The following is a 24,090-nucleotide window of genomic DNA, read 5'->3' as shown; positions in this document are numbered from 1 at the left end:
TTTTTATTTAAAAGAATATTTATTTTCTTCTTACCTTTTATATATAAAAATGGTAAAATTTATGTAAGGAAAACTGTGTTTATTTTTTATTTCAGCTTATTTTTACAATGTCTAAGGAGGTTTTATTTAATGAATTCAAACATTTTTCTGAAAAACAGATCCTACAGAACTTTTACACAGAAAACTCTTACTAAAAATGACCTTTTAAAAATGATTGAGAATGCAAGAGTTTCTGCAAGCTCAAGAAATAACCAATCAGTAAGATTTGCTCTTGTAAACTCACAGGATTTATGTGATAAAATATTCCCTCTTACAAAATGGGCAGGAAGTATTCCATGGAACCCTTCTAAAGAAGAAGCTCCTCATGCTTATATTGTTTTATGTCTTCCAAATGATATTCCTATAAATAAATGCCTTTTATATTTTGATATGGGAGTTGCTTCACAAAGCATACTTCTTACAGCTGTTGAGATGGGATATGGTGGTTGTATCATAGGAAGTTTTGACAAAAATAGTGTACATGAAGTTTTAAATATTCCTCAGAATTATGACTGTGAAATTATTATTGCTCTTGGAGAGCCTGCTGAAGTTTCAACTGTTGTTGATGCAGTTAATGGAGATATAAAATATTACAGAGATGAAGAAAACAGACATCACTATGTTCCTAAACTTCCTCTTAATGAACTTATATTATAATAATAAAAAAAGACTTATAAAATAAAATTTTATCTTATGAAAATATTTTTTATTTATATTGTTCGTTTCACTAAAAATGGCAAACTCACTTCGTTCAAACAGTGCCATTTTTCAGCGTTCAACTCACTTCATAAATCACAAAAATATTTTCAATATTCTAAAATTTTATTTTTATAATCTTTACAATTACCTGCATTGAAAAAAGTTTGTTGTTAATGTAATAAACAAAATCAACAGAACTTTTTTCATAAGCAGGGCATTTTTCATAAATTAAATATCAATTTTTAAATATACCTTTTCTATTATATAATTTTCAGGTTCTTTTATTCTTGCTTTTACAGCTCTATAATATTTTTCAAGCTGGCTTTCCTCAAATCCCCCTGTTTTATAATCAGCTATAAGAATTTTTCCCTTTTCTTTTTCTTGAGGAAGTTTTATCATAAGTCTGTCTATTCTGTAAAGTTCACTATTTTCATCTGAATATATTGAATATTCAGGATATATATAATCCCACTCCCTTGAAAAAATCTCACTGTTTTCAGAAAGAAATTTTTCCATTCCACTGCTTTTGAGAATACTTTCTATTCTATCTTTTCCAAAAGAAGCACCATATTTTATTACAACAGCTTTATAAGCTTTTTCTCTTTCTGATTCATTATTATAAATAAGATTTTCCAAGAAATAGTGAACAATATTACCTATTTCTCTTTTTTCTTCTCTTTCTGTAGAATATCTTTCTTCATCTTCTTTTATTTTTTCCCTGTTTTCCTTAAGTTTTTCTTCATTATACTCATATTTTGAAAAATCAAGTTCAAAATTAAGAAATTTTTCATCTTCACTTAAAATTTCTGTTTCTTTTTTTAGTTCTTTAAGTTCAAATTTTCCATTGCTCCATCCTACACAATCTTCAGAAAGAAAATTCTTATCTATAACCTCTTTAAATGGAGGAATTTTTTTCGGTGGATTTTTTAAAGTTTTTTCATTTATAATTATAAAAAAGTTCTGTTTACTTCTTGTGAAAGCAACATAAAGGTTATTTATTTCCTCTTCCTCTCTTTTTCTTTCTTTATAATCTTCATAATCAAACTGCCCTTCAAGATATTTCAGTATCTTTTCATATTTGCTATTTATAATAAAATAATTTTCAACTTTATTATAATCTTTTGACATTATTACATTAAATTGAAGTCCTGATTCTTTTCTTGGAGAACTTTTTTTATAAATATAAAAAACAGTATTAAAACCAAGCCCTTTTGATTTATGTACAGTCATTAAAGATACACTGTTTTCTGCTTCCATAGAACTTTGCTTATACTCTGAAGAACTTCCATTTTCTTTTATTTCATTTAAAAATTCTCTTATATTTAAAAATCTTTTTGAAATTTCTATAAATCTATAAATATTTTGTATATCACTTTCTCTGTCATATTTTTTTAATATTCCAAGTTCTTTTATAATCATTTCAGGAATATTTGAACTTTCGTATCTATCTTCATCATATTTTTCTTTAAAACTTAAAACTTTCTTAAATATATTTTCTGCATAAGAATCCGAAAAACTAAAATCTTTTATCTCACCTTTAAAAGAAAAAAGTTCTTTTAAACTTTTATCTGAAATTAGAATAAGATTATCTCTTAAAAATTCTGCAAGATAAAATATATTGTCATATACAAGATATTTCATAAACTTTATAACAGGTTCTGTTGTCCTGTGTGAAAAAATATTAAGATTTGTTTCAAGAAAATATGGAATATGATTTTCTGAAAGAAATTCTCCAGTTTCAGAAAGAGTATCATTATTTCTTGCAAGAACACAGATATCTTGATAATTTCCATTAAATTTTTCCTTAATTATCTCTGCCACTTTCTCACAACAGTTTTCCTCTCCCTCTTCTGTTTTTCTTATTTCAACATATCCCCTGTCTTTGTCATCGCTGCTTTCCACAGGTTCAAAATTCCAATTTATTCCTTCTGACTTTGCTATAGCAGAATACTCTGAGAAAAATTTATTTGTAAAATCAACTATTTTTTTTCTGCTCCTATAGGAAGTTCCCATTGTTTCTTCTTTACCATTTATTATTTCTGAAAGATTTACAAAAAGGTCTTTTTCTCCACCACGCCATTCATAAATACTTTGCTTTTCATCTCCAACACAAATAACTTTTTCTGCACTGTCAATCATGCTTTTAAATATCTTCCATTGAACAACACTAGTATCCTGAAATTCATCAATAAAAACTGTTGTTATACCACTTTCCAAAATATCTTTCATATATTGAGTAATTCCGTTTTCATCAACAAGATTTAATCTTTTATCATTTATATATTCAAGTGTATAATTTGTTATATCTGTCTGAGTAAGTTTTTTTTCTCTGAATTTTATTTCATCATAGGCAGTATATACTCTTTCAAGAAAAGAGAAAATATTTTTTTCATAATCTATAAGAACTGTATTATAAAGCCTTTTTGACAATTCTTTCAATAATTCTTCATAAAGAAAATTAAGTTCTTCTATCTCTTCAGCAAAGTTTTTTCCTTTTATTTTATTTCCATTTCTTATTCCCTGCTTAAAAATTTCAGCCCATTTATCTACTATAAATTTTTCTTTTTCTTTATCAGTTTTTAAGGAAAGATAAGGTTTATAAGAAGAATTTATAAATTCCTCTATATTTTTTCCTTTTTCCTCTGCTATTTTTTCAATAATTTCAAGAGATTTATCAATTTGATTTAATTTGTTTAATACTTTATATGATTCTCTTTCTTTTTTTTCAATAACAAGAGACTTCCATCTTTCATTTATTATATTTCCTATAACACCCACATAATTATCAATATTTTTTTCCATATTATCTGCAAGAAAGTCTTTTAAAAAATCAAAATCTTTTTTGCTCTTAAATATTTTTTCAAAGCATTTTCTTAAATATTCTGTATTAAGGCTGTCATCTATGATGTCATAGTTATTTATATTAAGCATTGGAGCAATAGCAGTTTTAAAAATTGTATTTTTAAGACCATCTATTGTAAAAATCTTAAGGTTATCCTTATTTAAAATAATATCCTTATAAGCTTTTTCAGCTTTTTTATATATTTCTTCAGGGCTTGAAAACATCTCAGGATATATTTTCATTATTGATGAAACTGCCCCTTCTCTCTCTTTTTCAGAATCTGTATCCTTAGGAGAAACAGCAAGTTTTTTTATAAATTTTATAATATCCTCTTTAATTTCTCCAGCAGCTTTTCTAGTAAAAGTCATTATTATTATATCTTTTATTTTTTCACCATTAAAAAGAGAAACTGCATATTCAAGTGAAAGTCTGTATGTTTTTCCTGTTCCTGCACTGGCTTTTAAAACTTTTCTTTCCATTTAGATTTCTCCTTTTTTACATATATTTTCATATTCGCAATAAGTGCATGCTTTCTTTTTTTCAGCTCTTTTATACTCATCTTCTTTTATAAAATTATTAAAAAGTTCCAGAAGATTTTCTTTTGTCATATGAATTTTATCTTGTTTTACATATTCACCTGCCACAGCATTATATATTATTTTCTGTGCCACACTTTCATCTCCATATAATATAATTGAATATATATCAAGCTGTCTTGAATCTGCCTGACCTGTTTTATAATCTACAATATATTTATCTCCCTCTTCTGTTTCAGCCATAAGATCTATTCTTCCTGTTATAAAAATATCAGTATCTCCTGTTACAACTCTTTCTGTTCTTCCTTTTTCTCCCCAGAAAATTTTTACCTTTTTTCCTGAAAGTTCTTTTTCCATCTCTTTATAAAATTTAAAAATATTCTCTTTTATTTTGGGAAACATTATTTCTTTAAGGTATAAATCAACATATACAGGAACTTTCATCTTATTTTCTTCAAAGACTTCTTCTATAGTTCTGTCAATAAAAGTTTCATCAACTTTAAAATCATGTTTTTTTCTTATTCTTGTATGAATATTTTCAGCTGTTTTTTCAAAAATCTTATGAACTGCCGTTCCTAAAACTCTTGGAGAAACTCCATAAACCTCATCTTTTTCCCCTGAAATAAGAGCTTTATTCTTAAGAAAATATCTGTATCTGCACCCTTCAAGTTCAAGAATATCATATGCCCCTAAAACTATTTTATTTTCTTCAAAATCTTCATTTTGTTTTTCAAGTTTAAAATAATCTTCTGAAAGATTAAAATTACAACTTTCATTTTCTTTTATAAGATTTATTTTCAATATCTTAAAAATATCTTCTTTTGAAAGGGGATTTTTTTCTTCAGGAGAAATATTATATTTCATCATAATTTCATCTAAAAAAGCAGATCTTTCAATTTCATTATTTATATCTTTTCTTACAAAAATAACAGAACTTCTGCTGTTAAAAATTCCCTGTATAAATCTGTATTTTATTATATTTTTTTTATCTTCAAAAGTTATAAAACCACTTTCTGCTCTCTGTTGTTCTGTAAAATTAAGATTATCTCTTAAATTTCCTGGAAGAGAGATGTTATCTGTATCAATAAAATATGTTTCACTGCTGTAGATATTATCAAAATTAAGTCTTGCCTCTGTTATATTTTTTACTGTTCCAAGTATATTTTCTCTGTCTCTTTCAACCTCTTTTATCTCTATTCCTTCCATATATTTTATAAGAAGAGTATAAAGATTTGCTCCTGTCTCCCTTTCAAAAAGAACTTTAAATCCATTTTTTCCACAAAGTCTTTCACTGCTTTTTATATTGTCCACTGCCTGATAAAATTTTTCTGTAATATCAATAAAATTTTCTTCCCTAAATTTTTCAAGCCCTATTCTTTTTATATATTCTACAAATTCATTTACAGAAGTATATTCCTTTATTTCTGAAATATCCCTATAAATATCTGAAAAAACAGTGTATATTATTTTTCCATTTTCTAAAGCCTCTTCATCTTCCATTCCCTCTCTTTTAAAGATAAAAGCTGTTTTTTCAGGCTCAAAAACTTTTTCATCAACATATTTATACTCTTCATCAAGAACTTTTTTTAAGTTTTTAAGAAGAATATCGTCTATATTATAAATTTCTCTGAAAATTTCATTACTTATTGCTTTTCTAAATTCCCGAGATGGTATCCCATATCTTTTTCTTGGTTCAACAGAAAGAAGAAGTTCATTTTGTACCTTCATAAATTTATACAGTTTTGTATCGTCAAGAACCTTAAGTTCCTGTGAAGTAAAATATTTTGGAAATATTTTATGATAACTGTTTTTTTCAGGAGCAGGAGAAAATATATCCTTTCTTTTTTGCTCTCCAGTTTTTTCAAGATATATTATATTAAGAAGTTCTGACATCTCATCACTGTTTTCATATACTTTTATATTTACAGACTCTCTTTTTTTCACAAGAGACACTTTCTCTATTTTTAAAAGTTCTTCATTATAATCTTCCTCAGGTATCTGAATCATAATTTCAATATCACAAATTTCAGAAACTCTTTTTAAAGCCTCTCTCATAAGAGGTGTGAAATAAGGTATATCTACAAATATTATTCTTTTAAATTTTTTTATATATTCCTCTGTATAATTTTCAATTTTTTCTATCCAGTCACTTGGAATAAAATCATTTTCTTTAAGATATACATCATATTTTTCTTTTAAAATTTCAAATTTCTCTATATAGTCTCTCTGCCACTCCTGAAGTCCTTCAGGTTTTCCCATCGCCGAATAAACTTCTCTGTAATATTTAAAAAACAAATCTGCAAAATCTATAATATCATAATAATTCTGCATTTTAAGTTTATCTTTAAGACTCTTATCAAGAATTTTAAAAAGTGTAAGAGGTCTCTTTGCTTCTGTAAGAATCATCTTATCTGTTTTGAATATTTTCTTTTGAAATTCTTCTATCGTAAAATATTCAGGCTCTGGAGCAAGAATATTTTTTTCACGGTTTTTCATATAAGAGTTTTTAAAAAAATAGTCACTAAAAACAATAGCTGTATCTCTATCAGGTTTTCTTCCTTTTATCTCATTTATAAAATTTTTTCCATAATCAATATATATAAATTTCATAACACACCTTCCTCTATACAGATATTTTATTATACCATATAAAAAAACAGCACAAAGTTAATTATGCTGTTTTCTATTTAATTTTTATAGAAAATTTTTCAACTGTTTCCTTTAATTCATATATACATTCTATTACATCATAAGTATATTGCTCTATAGTTCTTTTAGATTTAGACATATATTACACTCTCCAATATTTCTTTTTTTATTTTTTCTTTATATGCTCTCACTTCAGGACATTTATATTCATATTTAAATTGGCTTTTATCAATTAAATCAACTTCTTTTCCAAATAGTTCTTCCAGATGTTTCTTTAAGTCAAATAATCTAAAATATGAACTTTTTGGATAAGGTTTTTCTGGAAAAATATCCATTTCAACTAGAATATCTATATCACTTTCTGGAGTTTGTTCATCTCTTGAAAAACTTCCAAATAATCCTATTGATTTAAAACCAAATTCATCTTTATCTATCTCAGCAAGCTTCTTTAAGATATATTTTTTATCTAACATGATATAAACCTCCTTTTTCTATATTTCTATTGTAACATATATTTAAGTTCAAAAAGAAAAAAGAAATAAAAAATAATTTTTAAAAATTTATAATTTCTACACTGGCTTCATACCATTTTCCCTCTTCATCTTCACCATATTCAAGGAAAAAGTTTACTTGCATATCTTCCAATGTAAATCCAACTGAATTTTCTTCATCAACATTAAAAAATTCTATATTTTTAAACTTAGTTTCAGAAAGTGCCTTTGCAACATCACTTCTTTCTTCTACAAGTTCTGTTACATCTTCACCAATATCATAACCTCTTTTTTTAAATTCTTCTATAATTCTTTCAACTGTTTTCTGTAATTTTTCGTCCATTCTTCCTCCGATTATATTTTAAATATACTTATAAATTTTTTATATTTTTTTATTAAAAACAAAATTACCTTTATTTTTTTCACTTCAAAAGGAACTTTTTTTACAGCTTTTTCCATCTGTTCTTCTATTTCTTTTTCAGTCATCTGATTTTCTCCCAATATATTTTTCTTATTTTAAATTATAATATTTTTAAAAGAATAAAGCAAATATAAAAAAAGACTGTTGCATTTTCTAATTTACAAAATGCAGCAGTCCCCTTAAAAAATACTTTTTTTACTAGAATAATCCAGGAATATTCATTCCTCCAGTTACTTTTCCCATTTCTTTTTCAGATAATTCTTCAGCTTGTCTCATAACTTCTTTTACAGCTGAAAGAACTAAATCTTCAAGCATTTCTTTATCTTCAGCAGCTTCTTTAATTATATCTTCAGAAATATTGATGCTTAAAATTTCTTTTTGTCCGTTTGCTTTTACTACAACAGCTCCTCCACCAACAGATGCTTCAACTTCTTTTCCTTTTAATTCTTCTTGAATTTTAAGCATTTCTTGTTGCATAGCCTGAGCTTGTCTTAATATATCCATTTGATTGTTTCCATTTCCTTTAGGTGATTTTAATTTTCTAACCAATTTTTGTTCCTCCTGATTGTTATATTTGCTTTACAGAATTGATTATATCATAATTTTTCAGCTTTTTTCAACAGAATATTTTATTTTATATCTATATTTGGTGCATAAAGAACAGGTTTATACAATAATTCTTCGCTTATCATATCACTTTTTTCCAATGTCTCTACCACTTTATTTCCCATTACCTGTGCCATAAGATATTTTGGCAAATAATTTTTTATTACAGATTCTATTTTTTCTTCTTTAAGACTTTCTAGAGTTTCGTAGTCTTTAAGGCTAAGCATTTCAGCGAGATCAGAAACAGCTTTTTCTATTCCACCTATTTCATCAACAAGCCCTATTCTTTTTGCTTCCTCTCCAAGCCACACTCTTCCTTCTGCTGCCTTAAGAACTGCATCTCTTGTCATATTTCTTCCCTCTGCAACTCTGCTTACAAACTCTTCGTAAACTTTAATGCTTGATGCACGGATTTTATCTTTTTCATCTTCAGTCATTTCTCTTACAGGACTTCCCATATCTGCATATTTTCCTTTTGACAAAGAAGAATAATTTATTTCAAGCTTTTTCATAAGTTCAGCTGTATTTGGAATCATTGTTATAACCCCTATTGAACCTGTAAGAGTTTCTTTATCAGCATATATTTTATCTCCTGCAGCTGCCATGTAATATCCTCCTGAAGCTGCAACTCCTCCCATAGAAATATATACAGGCTTTGTCATACTTTTTATGCTGTTATAGATTATATCTGAAGCAAGAGCAGAACCTCCTGGAGAGTTAATTCTTATTACCACCCCTTTTATATCAGGATTTTTTTCTGCTATTTTAAGTTCTTTCTGTATTCTCTCAGGTGTTATTATGTCACTTATTTTTTTACTGTCATCAAAATAATTTATAGTTCCCTCTGCATAAATTACAGCAATCTTATCTTTTTCCTTTTCAGATTTTTCTTTTTTAGGTTTAGGATCAACAGCAAGTCTTGAAATATATTCTTCCATTCCTACTTTATTAATTATTCCATTTTTTTGAAGAAAATTTTCATAATATTCTGTCTCATCAATAAGCCCATTTCTCATCATAGTTTCAGGATCTGCAAGAACAAGTCTTCCATCAAGAATCCTTTCATTCAGAAGGCTTTTCTCTATTTTTCTATTTTCAGAAACTGTTTCTACAAAATTATTATAAACAGTATCAAGCATTCTTGTCATATTTTCTTTATATTCTTTGCTCATCTCTGTTCTTTCATAAGGTTCTCCTGCACTTTTATAATCTCCAATATGAATAACATTCATCTTTACACCAATTTTATCTCCAAGAGCTTTATAATAAGGAATTTCTAAAAAATATCCTTTTATTTCTGACATTGCTCCCATAGTCTTAGGCATTATTATTTTGTCTGCAGCAGAAGCTATCATATAATTTTGATTTGTAAAAGAAGGAGCATATGCATAAACCTTTTTTCCATTCTTTTTAAATTCTTTTATCTTTCCAGCAAATTCCTCTGCTTGTCCTCTGCTAAGCCCTACAGTATCAAGTTTTAAAATAAGCCCCTCAACTCTTGGATCGCTTTCAGCCTTTTCAAGATTTTTTAAAAGTCCATAAAAGTTTATCTCTTTTTTTATATCAAAAGGGGTAACTATTCTGCTTTCAGGTATTTCATCAGCAAGTTCAAGTTCTATGTAAGTTCCTGCATCAACAGGTTTCTTCTTTGTTTCTATTGAAATTATTTTCCCTACAGCATAAACTACAAGGGCAAACATAAGAAGCCTGAAAAGAGCCTTAAAACACTCTGCCACAACAAATAAACAAATTTTCTTAAATCTTCTCAAAATTGTATCTCCTTATTAATAATTGTAGAACACACTTCCTCCTATAAATTCTTTCATTATTGAATCTACAGGAATAAATGATGGATCTATATCAACAAAACAGCTTAAAAGGCTTGCAAGTTTTTTTGCTTCATCATATTGATCTGAAGTTACTCTTACTTTTATAAGCTCTTTTAAAGCATAAGGCTTAAGAACTCCAAGTTCATATGTAAAGCTTGAATTAAATATTGCATCAGCTTCTTCTTGAAATGGGAATATCCATTTTTCTTCCCCTCTTCTTATAGAATTCCACATAGAAAGAGTGTGTTCCCCTGATGTTTTTCTTGAAAGGCTGTCTCTTACAATTCTTCTTATCTTTCTTACATCTGTTGTATGAATTCTGTTATGCATATCCATATTTGTCTGAGTAAGACAGCTTATATATATTTTATATTTATTTTCTCTTGGAATATGGCTTGTAAGCCTGTCATTAAGACCATGAATTCCCTCTATTATTATAATTCCATCTTTTGAAAGCTGAGCTTTCTGAGTTTTTTCTTCTCTTTCTCCTGTATAAAAATTATAAATTGGAAGTTCTGTTTCCTGTCCTGAAATTAAATCTTCTAAATTTTTATTAAGAAGTTCAAGATCTAAAGCTTCTATTGTTTCAAAATCTTTTTCACCATTTTCATCAAGAGGAACATTTGCTCTTCCTATATAATAGTTATCAAGAGATATTGCCAAAGTTTCTACTCCTCCAGTTTTAAGCTGAAGTTCCATCTTCTTTGAAAGAGTTGTTTTTCCTGATGATGAAGGCCCTGCTATTGTCACTATTCTTATTTTTTTATTTGCAAGAATTTCAGTTGCTATCTCTGCAATTTTTCTGTCATGGAAAGTTTCATTAAGCATTATTTGTTCAATGATTTTGTTTTCAAAAACCTTCTCATTAATACTTCCCACATAATTTATCCCCATAATTTTTTCCCATCTGTCTCTTTCATGGAAAGCTTTTGCAATTTTAGGAGTATTTTTATAAGGAGCAATTTTCCAATCAAAAACCTCAAGAGGAGTTTTTAAAATAAGACCTCTATTATATTTATATATTTCAAAATCTATAATTTTTCCTGTTGAAGTTTCTGGATCAAGATAAAAATAATCCATATAATCTCCTAAAGCGTATTCTTTTAATCTTGCCCAACCACAATTCTCAAGAATGTGTTTTATATCACTTCTTTCCATTGACTCAGCTTTTCTCTTAAGTTCATCAACATCATCTGTTACAAGTTTTATTGGAATATCTTCTCTTATTATTTCTCTCATTTTTTCATTTAAGCTTTTTAATTCATCTTCTGTTAAAATTTTTATTTCTCTTTTTTCAAGATGATAAATCTCAGCATATGAACCGTTATTTAAAGAATTTTGTATTTCAGCTATATGCCCTTGAAAAAGATCGTGCACTGCTTTTAAAAAAACAAATTTTACTGTTTCATATTGTCTGCTTTCTAAATATTTTGTCAAGTCTATCACTCTCCTTTGGTTTATTATACTATATATTTACTCATTTAACCAGTGAGCAAGATAGTTTTTGACAAAGATAAATTTTCATGCTATCATTTAATTGTTATATAACTGACGGAAGTGGAAATAACCACATGAAGTATAACATTATAATGCCGACCGTCTGGGCAAAAAAGCCTAGTCGTTCGGCTTTTTTCGTTGGTGTAAAAATATAAAAATAAAATTTTATTTTTATAAATTACAAATTGAATAACTTCTTGTTCATTAATTTTTTTAGTTCAAAGAAAACAAAGGAGGGCTTTATGTCTAAAACTTTTTTAAATCCGTCAGAAACAACTTGTGCCGTAATTAATATGGGAATTACAAGAGGGGGAGAAAAAAGCAGTTTAAAAATTCTTGTTTCAGGATTTGCAGCAGGAATGTTCATTGCTCTTGCAGGAATTGGTCAGCTTACAGCTGCACAGCTTTTCACTTCAGGAGCTGCAAGATTTATAGGAGCTTCTGTTTTCCCTGTGGGACTTATGCTTTGTGTTTTTACAGGAACATCTCTTTTTACTGGAAACTCTCTTCTTTCCCTTGCATACTTTACAAAAGATATAAGTCTTTTTCAGCTTATAAGAAATCTTATGCTTGTATGGATTGGAAATTTTCTTGGAAGTATATTTACTGCATATATCACTTTTTATTCAGGAGTTTTTTCATCTCCACTTATGGAAAAAACTGTTGTACAAGCTGCTCTTTCAAAAACTGTGCTTCCTTTCTCTCAAGGAATTTTCAGTGGATTTTTATGTAATATGCTTGTTGCTCTAGGAGTTATTATGGCAATGTCTGCAACTGATGCTGTAGGAAAAATATTTGCCTGCTGGTTTCCTATTATGCTTTTTGTTCTTTCAGGATACCAGCATGTTGTTGCAAATATGTTTGTAATTTCAATGGGAAAATTAATCTCTCCTGAAACTTTTTCTATGGGAGAAATTTTTATAAATCATTTCATTCCCGTTACAATAGGAAATTTCTTATCTGGAGGAGTTTTTCTCCCTATTATTCTTTATTTTTTATATGTAGAGAAAAAATAATTTTCAAAAAAAGACGGAGATTTTTTTATTTTTCTCCGTCTTTTATTATTTCCATCATATTTCATAAAATTTTTACTCAATTATTCCTTCATAATCTTCTGTTTTAAGATTTTCTATTTCATCTAAAGAATAATGATTTATAGGGCAGTGAAATGTTCCATTTTTTAATTTAACTAGAACTACTCTATATCCTCCAGCTAAACTGTGAATACAGATAGGTTTTCCGTATTTTTTTAACAGCATGGATTTTTTGTCATAAAATCTTTTGGCTTTTTTTCTATCAGAATTTTTTTTGGCTTCCTTTGCCTGCCTGTTATATTCAATAACTCTTCTGAAAGCCTCTTCTTCTGTAAGAATTTCTTCACTTGGAGCATGTTTGGTTTTTATAGTCTGCTTTACAATTATATTTATTTCATCTAAAATATCATAAAGCCCCATTATAAATTCTTGATTATCTTCCTGTTCTCTTATTTTTTCAATGACATATTCATGATTTAAAAAATCCAAGACATTCTGCTTCAATTCTTGTTTTAAAATTTCAATTACTTTTTCTTTGTTTTCGTTATTCATTTTATATCACCGATTCTTTTAAAATTAAAAATTTTCCTCAATGATTTTTATTTCTTCCTCTGTCAATTCATAAAGTTTATAAATCATTAAATCAATTTCTTTATCTGTTACAGAAATTTTTTGTTTTATTTCTAAAATTTGTTTTTTATAATCTTCAAAATATTCTTCCCACTCATCTTGCTGAGAAAGAGTTAATTTTATTTTTTGTTTCCCTAGTTCTTTTAAAAATTCTTTAAAACCTAGTTCATAAAAACTTTCCATTTTTTTGGAAAATTCTTTTAAATCTAAATTTGATGATAATCTGTTTTTAAATTTTTTAATTTTATTTTGAAGTTCTTTATTAAGTTCAATCATAATATCTGCTTTTTCAATAAAAGGTTTTTGTTCTTCTAAAGAAATATTTTTTATCGGTAATTTTTTTAATTGAAAACCTTTTATTTTTGGAAAAAGTTGCTTTCCATCAGAATACTTGCTAAGCCAATAATATTTTATTAATTTAGAATTTAAAATACTTAGCACATAATATAAAGAAAACTTTTCATCTTTTATATATAAATTATACAAAGTATTAGAAGTTAATATTTTTGGTTCGCAAATTCCAATTACAGGAGTTTTACCTATTTGTCTTACTACTATTCTTTTTTTCAAATAAACATTAATATTTCCACCACTTTTTATATTTTCTTCTCTATAATCAAAATATTTCTGTGGAATAGAATATTCATATCTATTTACTTCACTTCCATCTATTAAAGGCATATAATTTTCATTTATTTTTTCATTACTTGTAGAACTCTTTTTATCAAATGCCTGTATCCCAAAGTAAGAAATTCCTATTTTTTCAAACTCTAAACAATTATTAAATTTTATATTTAAAGATTGCTTTATATTAAATATATTATCTTCATCTTCTTCCCATTCATTTTGAAATTGATTTTTTATAAATATTAATTTTTCACTTTCTGCTTCATAAATATTTATTTTATGATTTATTATTTTATTTTTATTTAATATTATAGTAGCTACATCTACATTTGCCTCTGAAAAAACTTGATTTTTATAATTTATAATTTCATTGATTGAACAACTTTTTAAAATAAATTCTCTCAGTTTTTGAATATATTTATTTGTTAAATAAGTATTTGGAGTTATAAAGCCTAACTTTCCATTATTTTTTAATATTTTTATTCCTTTTTCAAAAAATAGATGAAATAAATCTATTTTATAAGATGCTACCTCAAAATTTTTATAGTATTCCAATAATTTTTCTTCAGTATTTGACGGTTGCATTAAAACATATGGAGGATTTCCAATTACAATATCAAATCCACCCTCTTTAAAAACTTCTGGAAATTCCTCTTTCCAATCAAAAGCTTTTTCAGTTAAACTTTTATCAGAAATTAAAGAATTTCCACATTTAATATTATTTTCTAAAGTTGCAAGAGTTTTATCTTTATTTGCAGTTCTAAGCCATAATGAAAGTTTTGTTATTTCAACACTTTCTTTATTTAAATCCACACCAAAAATATTATTCTCCAAAATCTCTTTTGTTGTATCATCAAAAAGATTTTTTGTTCCTGTCATATTAAAAATTTTATCATCAATCATTTGATTGTATTTTAATAAAAAGTCAAATGCTTCTATAAGAAAAGCTCCTGAACCACAAGCAGGATCTACAATTTTTATTTTTCTTAATTTCTCACGGAACTTTTCCCAAAATTCAACATGCTTTCTGAAATTTTTTGAATAATTCTTTTTATATAAATCATATTTAAAGTCTTTTTCTTGAAGTTCAGGAAGATTTTCTTCCCCTAACTCTTTTTTCTTATCTTCAATCCAAGCATTCATTGTTGATTCTACAATATATTTTGTAATATATTTTGGTGTATAAAAAATTCCATCTTTTTTTCTTTTACTTTCTTTTTTATCAAATTCTTCATTCTGAGAAATTTTTTTAAGTTCTTCAATATCACTTACAGATTGTTCAAAAATATGTCCTAAAATACTTTCATTTAAATCTGAATCAAAATCATAATCTGCTATTTTTTCCAATTTTCTAAATACTTCGTCATCAACAATCAGGTTATCTAAAACTGAATCAGGCTTGAAAAGCCCTCCGTTAAAATGTGGAATATTTTTACTTTTATTCCCTGTATTTATCCAGTTACAAAAAGATTTAAAACTTTCAAAAATATCTTCAAGTATTTCTCCCCGTTTTACAAGATTACTATAGGAACTTTCAGGTATAAGTCCTTTATCTTCACAGAAACATATAAATAAAAATCTGTCTAGTAATTTTTGAACTTTTTCTATAATCATAAGTTCAGAAATATCAGGATTATTATTTTTCATATTTTCAAAAATATCTATTCTGATTTTTTTATACTCATTATAAAATTTCTTTTCTATTTCACTTTGTACCTTTTGATATTCTTCAGAAAGTTCAAGAGATTTTGCTTTTTTCTTTTCAGTTCCCACAAGAGCATAAAAAGATAAAACATATATAAATTTTTTAAATTCTAAATCATCTCTCAATTTTTCCAAGAAAAAAACTTGATATTCAAGCATTGAATTTGCTCTATAAAGTCTTATTTCTTTAAAATTAGAAACAATTATCCAATGACAGTTTCTTCCATACTTAGGAGCATAACCAAATGCCTGCTCAACTGCAGAACGAGTATCTCCAACTCTTTTTTGTCTTGCATCAAGATTTATATTTACACCTTTAAGTTCAATTAAGGCTCTTATATCCTTTTTCCCTTGATTATTAAAAAATCCCAAAGTTCCATCAGCTTTTTGACCATCTAAAAGTGTTTTTGTTTCTCTTTCAAGATTCCATTCTTCTTTTCCGTCAGTAATATTTGAAGCATTTAGAACTTTTGAAAAAATATCAGAGATAAATTCTCCCTGTAGCTGTTCTTCTTTTGTTTTTTCAAGAACTCCTTTTTCAAGCATATCAATCCATTTATTTAAATATTTTCTTCTCTCTGCTAAATTATTTTTTGATAAATCAACTTCACTAGCTGCTTTTTGAGATAAAATTTTATCATTAAACAAATTATTCATATAATCTCTCCCATTTATATATAAAAAATACTTTTAAATATTATATCATTTTTAATTATTTTTACAAAAAATAAAAAAAGGCTTATTATATTAATAAACCTTTTTCATTAAATTTTATTTTCTTAGATTTTAGCTAAACCTTGTTCTAAGTCAGCAATAATATCTTCTACATTTTCAAGTCCAACAGAAAGTCTTACAAGTCCATCAGTAATTCCTGCTGCAAGTCTTTCTTCTCTTGTATATGGAGAGTGAGTCATTGATGCAGGGTGTTGAATAAGAGTTTCTGTATCTCCTAAGCTTACTGCAAGAGCACATAACTGAACACTGTTAAGAAGTGTTTTTCCTGCTTCAAATCCACCTTTAAGTTCAAATGACATGATTCCACCAAAATTTTTCATTTGTTTTTTAGCTATTTCATATCCTTCATGATCTTCTAGTCCTGGATAGTAAACTTTTTCTACTTTAGGATGAGCTGCAAGCCATTTAGCAACTTTCATTGCATTAGCACAATGTCTTTCCATTCTCACTTCAAATGTTTTTAGCCCTCTTATAATATAATAAGCTTCCTGAGGTCCAAGTATAGCTCCTGTCATATCTTTAAGACCATTTCCTCTTATTTCCTCTACCATTTCTTTTGTTCCTACGACAAATCCTGCAAGAACATCTCCATGACCATTAATATATTTAGTTGCAGAATGAACAACAATATCTGCTCCAAGTGTTAAAGGATTTTGATTATATGGAGTAGCAAAAGTATTATCTACAACAACTTTTGCATAATTATTTGTATGAGCTATTTTTGCAACTTCTTCTATATCTGTAATTTTTAAGTTAGGGTTTGCTGGAGTTTCTAAATATACAACTCTTGTATTAGGTTTTAATTTTTCTTTTACCATTTCTAAATCAGCTGTATCTATGAAGTCAACTTCAACACCAAATTTTGTAAGTCCATGACTTAATAAAGCAAATGTACAACCATAAAGAGTTTTATCTGCCAGTACATGATCTCCTGCTTTTAATAAAGTCCATAAAGTAGAAGAAATTGCTCCCATTCCAGAAGATGTTGCCATTGCATGCTCTCCTTTTTCAAGCATAGCTACTTTTTCTTCTGCAACTGTTACAGTAGGGTTTTTTGTTCTGCTGTAAATATACCCCTCTTCTTCTCCCATAAATCTTGCTTGTCCTTGTTCTACTGAATCAAAAACAAATGTTGAAGTTTGATAAATAGGTGTAGCTAAAGTACCAAAAGGATTTTTTGTCTGTCCTGCATGAATTGCTTGTGTTCCTATTCCTTTTTCTTTTAAATTTTCCATTTTTTCACCTTTCCTTCATAAAAATATAATTTATAAAAATAAAAATTACCATCTGCAAAAATTTATATATTTCTGCAGAGATAATTTTTATTTACTTACTTATACTAAATCTTTACCAGCTTTAATTTCATATCTGTTCTTTATGAATCTTATTCCAATTTCAATAAGTTCTCTTTCAACAGCAACTCTTTTTTCTGTGTCTTCAATAGAAGTAACTTCCATTACTTTAGAGTCACCAACAACTCTTCTTATAATTTCAAGTCCTGCTGAACCAACAGAGTCTGCTAAAACCTGAGCAAGATACCAGTTTTCAAATTCTTCATTTGTATACATAGGATCTTTTACTATTTCTTTATATTTTTTATGGAATTTTACAACAAACATATCAAATATATCTCTTATTGTTTGAGAAAGCCATTTTATAAATTCCTCTTTTTTATCTCCTTCTTCCATAAGATGTCTTCTGTTTGAAAGTGAGAAGAATAAATTTCCTATAACATTTCCTATATCATATCCCATAGGTCCATAGAAAGAAAATTCAGGATCTATAACTTTCATTCCATCTTCATTTATAAATATTGAACCTGAGTGTAAGTCTCCGTGAATAAGAGCTTGTGCATTGTTCATAAAGTTATTTTTTAATTTTGCAGCTTCTGCACGAAGTTCTACATCATCATAAAGATGTTTTTTTACATATTCCATATTTTCAGGAATTACTATGTTTCTATCTCTGTCATTTACATACGGTTCTGTAAATACAAGGCATTCTGAAATATCACAAAGTTCTTTATTTACAAAAGCTCTTACTCTGTCTTTTTTTTCTGCTCTGTCTAATACTAAATCTGTTGTTGGTAAAAGTGTATCAACTAAGAAACTGCTTATTTCATCTGCAAATTTAGGGAAAATTTTTCCTGCCATAAGTTCTTTTCTTAAATTTTTATATGCTGATATATCTTCCATAACAATTACACACATAATATCATCATAACGATATACTTTTGGTACAAATTCAGGAGCACATTCTCCTTCAAGTTTTAATATTTCAGCTTCTATTCTGTTTCTATCTAAATCTAAAGGACGACCTGATGAACGCAAGAATTTATCTGCTTGTTTAAGTACAACTGATTTTCCTGTTTCGTCCTCTATTACTCTGAAAATATAGTTAATATTTCCATCTCCTATTTCTTCCCCTCTAAGCTTTGCATCTTTTGGAAAGATTTCAAAATCTTTTGTATAATTTATTGCATCTTCTACAGACATACGAAAGTGTTCTTGATATTTATTCATCTGGGTACCTCTTCCTTTTGATTTTTTTATTTTTAATAATATTGTTCTACTTCTTTTTCATAATATTCAGCTAAGTTATATGGTGAATATACTCCTTGATCTGTTACAACAGCACTTACTAAATGAGGAGGTGTAATATCAAATGAAGGATAGTATCCTTCAACTCCTTCAAGAGTATTTTTTATTCCATTGCAGCTTATAACTTCTTCAGGATTTCTTTCTTCAATAACTATATTTTCAAGTCTCTTATCTTCATCAGGAATTCCTGTTACAAAATAAGGTATTCCAAAATATTTTGCTGTTATAGCAATTTGAAGAGTTCCTACTTTATTTACAATATGTCCGTCCATGCTGATTGTATCAGCTGCAGATGTAAATAAATCTATTCCTTTTGATTTCATTGTCCATGCAGGCATATTGTCTGTTATAACAGTTACTTTAAATCCTTGATCTTTTAATACACTTGCTGTAAGTCTTGCACCTTGTAAATAAGGTCTTGTTTCTGGGCAGTAAAATTCAATATCTTTGTTTTGATTTCTAATTTCTCTTCCCATGCACCCAACTATTGTTTCTCCAAAGCATTGTGTCATTACTTTTCCTTTTTGAGGGAACATATTTACAAGATTTTTAGCAACTATTGACATTCTTCCATATCTTCTTTCAAGAGAATCTATTGTTCTTTTAAAAATTGCATCTACTGCTGATTCTCCTTTTTCAATAGCTTCTTTTCCAACCTCATAACAAGCATCTGTTATAAGTTTCATACGATTTGCTGTTGTAGGTCTTGCATGAGAAATAACTTCTGATGCTTCAGCTAAAAAAGCTATTTGTTCATCTTTAGATAATCCCTCTGCCTGATATGCTGCAAGAGCCATTCCCATTCCAGCTGCTGTATAAGGACCAGCACTTTGTGTTACCATATCTGTTATAGCTTGTCTTACTTCACGATAATCTGTACATTCTACAAATTTAACTTCTCTTGGGTATATTCTTCTGTCAAGTATTCTTACTTTTCCATTTTCATACCATGCTATATTTTCATATTGAAGCATAAAAGCTAAACCTTCATCCATTCTTTTCATCTTTTCTTCACCTTTTCATTTTCTTCTTAAAAACTTTTATTTTCTATGACATATATTTTAAAATATCAGAGCTGAGAGAATCAATTTCTCTCAGCACTGTATAAATTACTAACTATTCGTTTGTTGTTTTAAAATTAGGGAAACCTGTTGCTATTGATAAGATTCCCATAACAACCATTAACATTGAATACCAGCAATATGGAACAATTGCTCCTGGAGATATTTGAGCCATTCCAGCTGCCATTAAAAGCTGTCCTGCATAAGGCATAAGTCCTTGGAATGCTGATGAGAATATATCTAAAAGTCCTGCTGTTCTTTTACGGTCAACACCAAATTCATCTGCTATATCTCTTGCAAGAGGTCCTGCAGTAATTATTGATACTGTATTGTTTGTTGTTGCAAGGTCAAGTACGCTTACTAGAGCTGCAATTCCAAATTCAGCACCTTTTTTACTTTTAATTCTTGCAGTAAGGTTTTCAAGTATGAAATCAATTCCTCCATGATAATGCATAAGAGCAACAACTCCTCCAACTACCATTGCGATAATTGACATATCTTCCATCCAACCAAATCCTCTTTGAAGGATTCCAAAGACTTCCATAAAGCTAAAGTCTCCATGTACAAGTCCTATTGCAAGTCCAAGTCCTATTCCTATACTTAAAACATTTATAACATTTAATCCTATAAGAGCAAGTACTATAATAGAAAGGTAAGGAATTATATTTACAAGATTGTATTCATATACTTTTCCTGCAACTCCATTTCCACCCATTAAAGATATAAGCACAAGATTGATTATTACTGCTGGAAGAACAATTGCAAAGTTTACTTTAAACTTATCTCTCATTCCAACTTCCTGAGTTCTTGTAGCTGCTATTGTTGTGTCAGATATAAATGACATATTGTCTCCGAACATTGCACCACCAATAACAACTCCACAAACTAATGGAAGAGCTATTCCAGTTTCTCTTGCTATTCCAACTGCAACTGGTGTAAGAGCACTTACTGTTCCCATTGATGTTCCCATTGAGAAGCTTAAAGCACAACCAACTAAGAACAATCCAGGCAATAATGCTTTTGCTGGAAGAACTGAAAGTCCAAGATTTACTGTTGAACTAACTGCACCCATTGCATCTGCAACTGAATAGAATGCTCCTGCAAGTAAGAAAATAATAACCATAAGAATTAATGTAGAATCTCCTGCTCCTTTACAGAAAATTTCAACTTTTTGATCAAGAGTTTTCTTGTCGCCTTTTTTATCAAGAGCAAATGAAACTCCCATTGTAATCATAAAAGCTGTAAGAAGCGGCATGCTTCCAAAGTTTTTTGTAAAAATTCCTGCACCTGCATATAATCCCAAGAATATAAACAATGGGATTAAACCTTTAATGTTACCTTTCTTTTCCATAACTAACCCTCCTGAATATATTTTTTATTTTGTTTTAGATTTCTTCATGTTCCTCTATTCTTTTTCCATAGTCTTTAAATCTCTCAACTACATTTTTCATTTCTTCATCTGAAAGAATATTAGGTTCTCCTACAGTTTTTGCAATAAAATACAGTTCACAGCAAAATTCTACATTTTCTGCTATATTATAAGCTTCTGCAAGTGTTGCTCCTCCTGTAATCATTCCATGATTGCTAAGAAGAACAGCTTTTGTTCCCTTCATTGCTTCAAAAGCATTTTTTGCAAGCTTTACTGTTCCATAAGTTGCATATTCAGCACAAGGAACATCTATACCTGCAACTGCAAGTAAATAATGAACAGCAGGAAGTTTTTTTCCTGTGCAAGAAAGTCCTGCAGCAAATTTTGAGTGAGTATGTACAACTGCTTGTATATCATCTCTGTATTTATAAAAAATTCTATGCATATCTGATTCACTTGATGGAACTCTTTCTCCATCAACGATTTTTCCTGTTTGAACATCAAGAATTACAATATCTTCAGGTTGTATTTTCATATAATCTATTCCACTTGGAGTAATAGCCATAAGCCCTTTTTCCTTATTTACAACACTTATATTTCCTCCAGTACCTTTTGTAAGTCCCTCTGTTATCATACGCTTTCCATACTCTATAACTTCCAGTCTTTCTTTTTCTAATAACATTTCTCTACCTCTTCCATTAATTTTATTATTTTGATATTTTTAAGATATTTACTATATCTTCCTTAGCAAGTTTTTTAAATCTTCCTAAAGTCTCGCTTCCACCAAGAGCTTTTTCTGCCATGATTTCAAAATTTTCTTCTCCTATTCCTGATTCAGAAAGAGAGATTTTAAGACCTAAAGATTTAAAGAACTCTTCCAGTTTTGCTATTCCTTTTAATGCTGTTTCTTCTTTGTTTTCAGATTTTTCTACTCCAAATACTTTCACAGCAAAGTTTACAAACACATCAATATTCTCATCTTTTACATATTTCATCCATGCTGGGAAAACTATTGCCATTCCTGCACCATGAGTTATATCATAAATTGCACTGATTTCATGTTCTATTCTGTGAGATGACCAGTCTGCTATTCTTCCACAAGCTATCATTCCGTTATGAGCCACTGTTGCTGACCACATAATCTGAGCTGCATTATTATAATTTTTTGGCTCTGCCATGATTTTTGGACCAAATTCAACAACTGTTCTCATTGCAGCTTCTAAAAGAGCATCACTAAGTTCTGTATGCTCAGCTTGGCTGAAATATCTTTCCATTAAGTGAGACATAATATCTGTAACACCACATGCCATTAAATGTGCTGGGATAGTAAAACATACCTGTGGATCTAATATAGAAAATACAGGGAAGTTTTTCTCAGTATCACATACGCATTTCATAGATAATTCTTCATTACTTATTATTGAGCTTTCTGACATTTCTGAACCTGATCCTGGTATTGTAAGAACAACACCAACATTCATTGAACTTTTTGGTTCATTTTTTCCTGTAAAGAAATCCCATACATCTCCATCATAAGCTGTTCCTAAAGAAATGGCTTTTGCAGAGTCAATAACACTTCCTCCTCCTATAGCCAATATAAAATCTATTCCATTTTCCTTACAAATTTTTATACCTTCATATACAAGTGATAATCTTGGATTAGGAACTACTCCTCCAAGAGTTATATATTCTATTCCATTTTCTTCTAATGATTTCACTACTTTGTCATAGATACCAAGTTTTTTTATTAAGGCTCCGTCTCCCTCATAATGAACAAGTATTTTTTTACTGTATTCCTTTACATATTTACCTGTTTCCTCATGAGTATCTTTTCCAAAAACTAATCTTGTGCTACTTTTAAAATTAAAGTTTTCCATTTTTCCTCCTTAATAAAATGAATTAATATCTTTTAATGTTGAACATATATAATATCTACTTTTGTCTTTTTTAATGTGTTTTCCCATTCAGAAGATAATCTTTGTTCTGTAATAATTACATCAATATCTTCTAATTTACATATGAGATGTGATTCCAAATTATCAAACTTTGTTCTGTCCACTATTAAAAAAGATTTTTCTGAATTACTTATCATTTTGGCTCTTATTTCTGCTTCTCTTTCACTGTCATCTGTTGCACCAAATTTTCTATTTACTGCTGTACAGCTTACAAAAGCTTTATTTGCATGAAGCTTTTCTAATTGATTTAAAGCTTGATTTCCTATAAAAGATTTTGTTCTTTTTCTCAAGCCTCCTCCAATACAAATAACTTTTACCCATTTTGAATCTTGAAATTCTTCAACTACTTTTATTGAATTAGTAATTACAGTAACTTTTTTTTCATATCTGCGAATATTCTGAGCTACACAAACAGCTGTTGTACTACTGTCTATCATTATTGTGTCCCCATCTTCAATAAACTCTATACACTTATCTGCTATCTCTTGTTTCTCAGTCAAATAAATTTTCTCTCTGATTTCCAAAGGAACCTGTTTATCTGATTCAGATTGAAGATAAGCTCCTCCTCTTACTCTTTTCAATACATTTGTTTTTTCCAATTTATCCAAGTCCCGTCTTATTGTTTCTTCCGAGACTTTAAATTGTTTGCTAAGAGAGCTTATAACAACACTCCCTTTTTCGTTAAGCATTTTTTCAATTTCTTTCAGTCTTTGAATAGCTAACATAAGTACCTCCTATACGATATAATACAATTTAAATTATCAAC

The 24,090-nt window shown here is 28.4% G+C and carries 19 protein-coding genes and 1 riboswitch; of the genes, 2 read left to right on the top strand and 17 right to left on the bottom strand.

What is annotated here, in order from left to right; translation table 11 throughout:
- The first annotated feature begins 129 nt into the window (after window positions 1–129).
- Window positions 130–696 (top strand): nitroreductase family protein, encoded by a 567-nt coding sequence (locus I6E17_RS05045; RefSeq protein ID WP_176828502.1) that lies wholly within the window; start codon window positions 130–132, stop codon window positions 694–696.
- A 270-nt stretch (window positions 697–966) separates the two neighbouring features.
- On the opposite strand, the gene I6E17_RS05040 is transcribed toward I6E17_RS05045, so the two are convergent.
- The 8 genes from I6E17_RS05040 to I6E17_RS05010 all read right to left on the bottom strand — a co-directional run bounded on the left by I6E17_RS05040 (window position 967) and on the right by I6E17_RS05010 (window position 11,558).
- Window positions 967–4,059: a UvrD-helicase domain-containing protein gene (locus tag I6E17_RS05040; protein ID WP_235235970.1), complete on the bottom strand. Its 3,093-nt coding sequence runs from the start codon at window positions 4,057–4,059 to the stop codon at window positions 967–969.
- A complete protein-coding gene (locus tag I6E17_RS05035) occupies window positions 4,060–6,726 on the bottom strand; it encodes a PD-(D/E)XK nuclease family protein (RefSeq protein WP_235235968.1) in 2,667 nt (888 codons plus the stop codon).
- Window positions 6,727–6,896: 170 nt separating this feature from the next.
- Window positions 6,897–7,238 (bottom strand): nucleotidyltransferase family protein, encoded by a 342-nt coding sequence (locus I6E17_RS05030; RefSeq protein WP_235235966.1) that lies wholly within the window; start codon window positions 7,236–7,238, stop codon window positions 6,897–6,899.
- Window positions 7,239–7,317: 79 nt separating this feature from the next.
- Window positions 7,318–7,599 carry a hypothetical protein gene (locus tag I6E17_RS05025; protein ID WP_176828498.1) on the bottom strand — a complete coding sequence of 94 codons (282 nt, stop codon included), beginning with the start codon at window positions 7,597–7,599 and terminating at the stop codon, window positions 7,318–7,320.
- A gap of 11 nt (window positions 7,600–7,610) precedes the next feature.
- A complete protein-coding gene (locus I6E17_RS09895) occupies window positions 7,611–7,742 on the bottom strand; it encodes a hypothetical protein (RefSeq protein WP_268825947.1) in 132 nt (43 codons plus the stop codon).
- A gap of 133 nt (window positions 7,743–7,875) precedes the next feature.
- Window positions 7,876–8,226 carry a YbaB/EbfC family nucleoid-associated protein gene (locus tag I6E17_RS05020; RefSeq protein ID WP_176828497.1) on the bottom strand — a complete coding sequence of 117 codons (351 nt, stop codon included), beginning with the start codon at window positions 8,224–8,226 and terminating at the stop codon, window positions 7,876–7,878.
- 80 nt (window positions 8,227–8,306) lie between these two features.
- The gene (gene sppA / locus I6E17_RS05015) at window positions 8,307–10,052 is read right to left on the bottom strand and encodes a signal peptide peptidase SppA (protein WP_235235964.1); all 1,746 of its coding nucleotides are present in this window, start codon (window positions 10,050–10,052) and stop codon (window positions 8,307–8,309) included.
- Window positions 10,053–10,067: 15 nt separating this feature from the next.
- Entirely contained in the window at window positions 10,068–11,558 is a 1,491-nt protein-coding gene (locus tag I6E17_RS05010) for a nucleoside kinase (protein WP_419180977.1), read from the bottom strand.
- Between the two features lie 88 nt (window positions 11,559–11,646).
- Window positions 11,647–11,725, top strand: a riboswitch (ZMP/ZTP riboswitch).
- A gap of 126 nt (window positions 11,726–11,851) precedes the next feature.
- Here I6E17_RS05010 and I6E17_RS05005 point away from each other — a divergent pair.
- A complete protein-coding gene (locus tag I6E17_RS05005; protein WP_235235960.1) occupies window positions 11,852–12,625 on the top strand; it encodes a formate/nitrite transporter family protein in 774 nt (257 codons plus the stop codon).
- 72 nt (window positions 12,626–12,697) lie between these two features.
- Here the strand turns inward: I6E17_RS05005 and I6E17_RS05000 are convergent, their stop codons facing one another.
- The 9 genes from I6E17_RS05000 to I6E17_RS04960 all read right to left on the bottom strand — a co-directional run bounded on the left by I6E17_RS05000 (window position 12,698) and on the right by I6E17_RS04960 (window position 24,049).
- Complete coding sequence (locus I6E17_RS05000; RefSeq protein WP_235235958.1) at window positions 12,698–13,195, bottom strand: hypothetical protein; 498 nt, start codon at window positions 13,193–13,195, stop codon at window positions 12,698–12,700.
- Between the two features lie 24 nt (window positions 13,196–13,219).
- A complete protein-coding gene (locus I6E17_RS04995) occupies window positions 13,220–16,261 on the bottom strand; it encodes an Eco57I restriction-modification methylase domain-containing protein (protein WP_235235956.1) in 3,042 nt (1,013 codons plus the stop codon).
- Between the two features lie 122 nt (window positions 16,262–16,383).
- Entirely contained in the window at window positions 16,384–17,574 is a 1,191-nt protein-coding gene (gene megL, locus I6E17_RS04990) for a methionine gamma-lyase (protein WP_235235954.1), read from the bottom strand.
- 99 nt (window positions 17,575–17,673) lie between these two features.
- A complete protein-coding gene (gene mtnK / locus I6E17_RS04985) occupies window positions 17,674–18,861 on the bottom strand; it encodes an S-methyl-5-thioribose kinase (protein ID WP_235235952.1) in 1,188 nt (395 codons plus the stop codon).
- A 32-nt stretch (window positions 18,862–18,893) separates the two neighbouring features.
- Window positions 18,894–19,943 carry an S-methyl-5-thioribose-1-phosphate isomerase gene (locus tag I6E17_RS04980; RefSeq protein WP_235235950.1) on the bottom strand — a complete coding sequence of 350 codons (1,050 nt, stop codon included), beginning with the start codon at window positions 19,941–19,943 and terminating at the stop codon, window positions 18,894–18,896.
- 112 nt (window positions 19,944–20,055) lie between these two features.
- Window positions 20,056–21,351, bottom strand: a complete 1,296-nt coding sequence (locus tag I6E17_RS04975) for a Na+/H+ antiporter NhaC family protein (protein WP_176828490.1) — start codon at window positions 21,349–21,351, stop codon at window positions 20,056–20,058.
- Between the two features lie 34 nt (window positions 21,352–21,385).
- Window positions 21,386–22,051 (bottom strand): L-fuculose-phosphate aldolase, encoded by a 666-nt coding sequence (locus I6E17_RS04970; protein WP_176828489.1) that lies wholly within the window; start codon window positions 22,049–22,051, stop codon window positions 21,386–21,388.
- Between the two features lie 25 nt (window positions 22,052–22,076).
- Window positions 22,077–23,246, bottom strand: a complete 1,170-nt coding sequence (locus I6E17_RS04965) for an iron-containing alcohol dehydrogenase (protein ID WP_235235947.1) — start codon at window positions 23,244–23,246, stop codon at window positions 22,077–22,079.
- Between the two features lie 32 nt (window positions 23,247–23,278).
- Window positions 23,279–24,049, bottom strand: a complete 771-nt coding sequence (locus I6E17_RS04960; protein WP_235235945.1) for a DeoR/GlpR family DNA-binding transcription regulator — start codon at window positions 24,047–24,049, stop codon at window positions 23,279–23,281.
- Window positions 24,050–24,090 lie beyond the last annotated feature (41 nt).

Source organism: Fusobacterium perfoetens, from assembly GCF_021531595.1.
In the GTDB taxonomy this organism is placed as follows: domain Bacteria; phylum Fusobacteriota; class Fusobacteriia; order Fusobacteriales; family Fusobacteriaceae; genus Fusobacterium_B.
This window is presented reverse-complemented; position numbering and strand designations above follow the sequence as displayed.

Bases quoted from the DNA above. Each gene is read 5' to 3' on its own strand.
- I6E17_RS05045 (WP_176828502.1), top strand. From the start codon at position 130: ATGAATTCAAACATTTTTCTGAAAAACAGATCCTACAGAACTTTTACA.
- I6E17_RS05040 (WP_235235970.1), bottom strand. From the start codon at position 4,059: ATGGAAAGAAAAGTTTTAAAAGCCAGTGCAGGAACAGGAAAAACATAC.
- I6E17_RS05035 (WP_235235968.1), bottom strand. From the start codon at position 6,726: ATGAAATTTATATATATTGATTATGGAAAAAATTTTATAAATGAGATA.
- I6E17_RS05030 (WP_235235966.1), bottom strand. From the start codon at position 7,238: ATGTTAGATAAAAAATATATCTTAAAGAAGCTTGCTGAGATAGATAAA.
- I6E17_RS05025 (WP_176828498.1), bottom strand. From the start codon at position 7,599: ATGGACGAAAAATTACAGAAAACAGTTGAAAGAATTATAGAAGAATTT.
- I6E17_RS09895 (WP_268825947.1), bottom strand. From the start codon at position 7,742: ATGACTGAAAAAGAAATAGAAGAACAGATGGAAAAAGCTGTAAAAAAA.
- I6E17_RS05005 (WP_235235960.1), top strand. From the start codon at position 11,852: ATGTCTAAAACTTTTTTAAATCCGTCAGAAACAACTTGTGCCGTAATT.
- I6E17_RS05000 (WP_235235958.1), bottom strand. From the start codon at position 13,195: ATGAATAACGAAAACAAAGAAAAAGTAATTGAAATTTTAAAACAAGAA.
- I6E17_RS04995 (WP_235235956.1), bottom strand. From the start codon at position 16,261: ATGAATAATTTGTTTAATGATAAAATTTTATCTCAAAAAGCAGCTAGT.
- megL (WP_235235954.1), bottom strand. From the start codon at position 17,574: ATGGAAAATTTAAAAGAAAAAGGAATAGGAACACAAGCAATTCATGCA.
- mtnK (WP_235235952.1), bottom strand. From the start codon at position 18,861: ATGAATAAATATCAAGAACACTTTCGTATGTCTGTAGAAGATGCAATA.
- I6E17_RS04980 (WP_235235950.1), bottom strand. From the start codon at position 19,943: ATGAAAAGAATGGATGAAGGTTTAGCTTTTATGCTTCAATATGAAAAT.
- I6E17_RS04975 (WP_176828490.1), bottom strand. From the start codon at position 21,351: ATGGAAAAGAAAGGTAACATTAAAGGTTTAATCCCATTGTTTATATTC.
- I6E17_RS04970 (WP_176828489.1), bottom strand. From the start codon at position 22,051: ATGTTATTAGAAAAAGAAAGACTGGAAGTTATAGAGTATGGAAAGCGT.
- I6E17_RS04965 (WP_235235947.1), bottom strand. From the start codon at position 23,246: ATGGAAAACTTTAATTTTAAAAGTAGCACAAGATTAGTTTTTGGAAAA.
- I6E17_RS04960 (WP_235235945.1), bottom strand. From the start codon at position 24,049: ATGTTAGCTATTCAAAGACTGAAAGAAATTGAAAAAATGCTTAACGAA.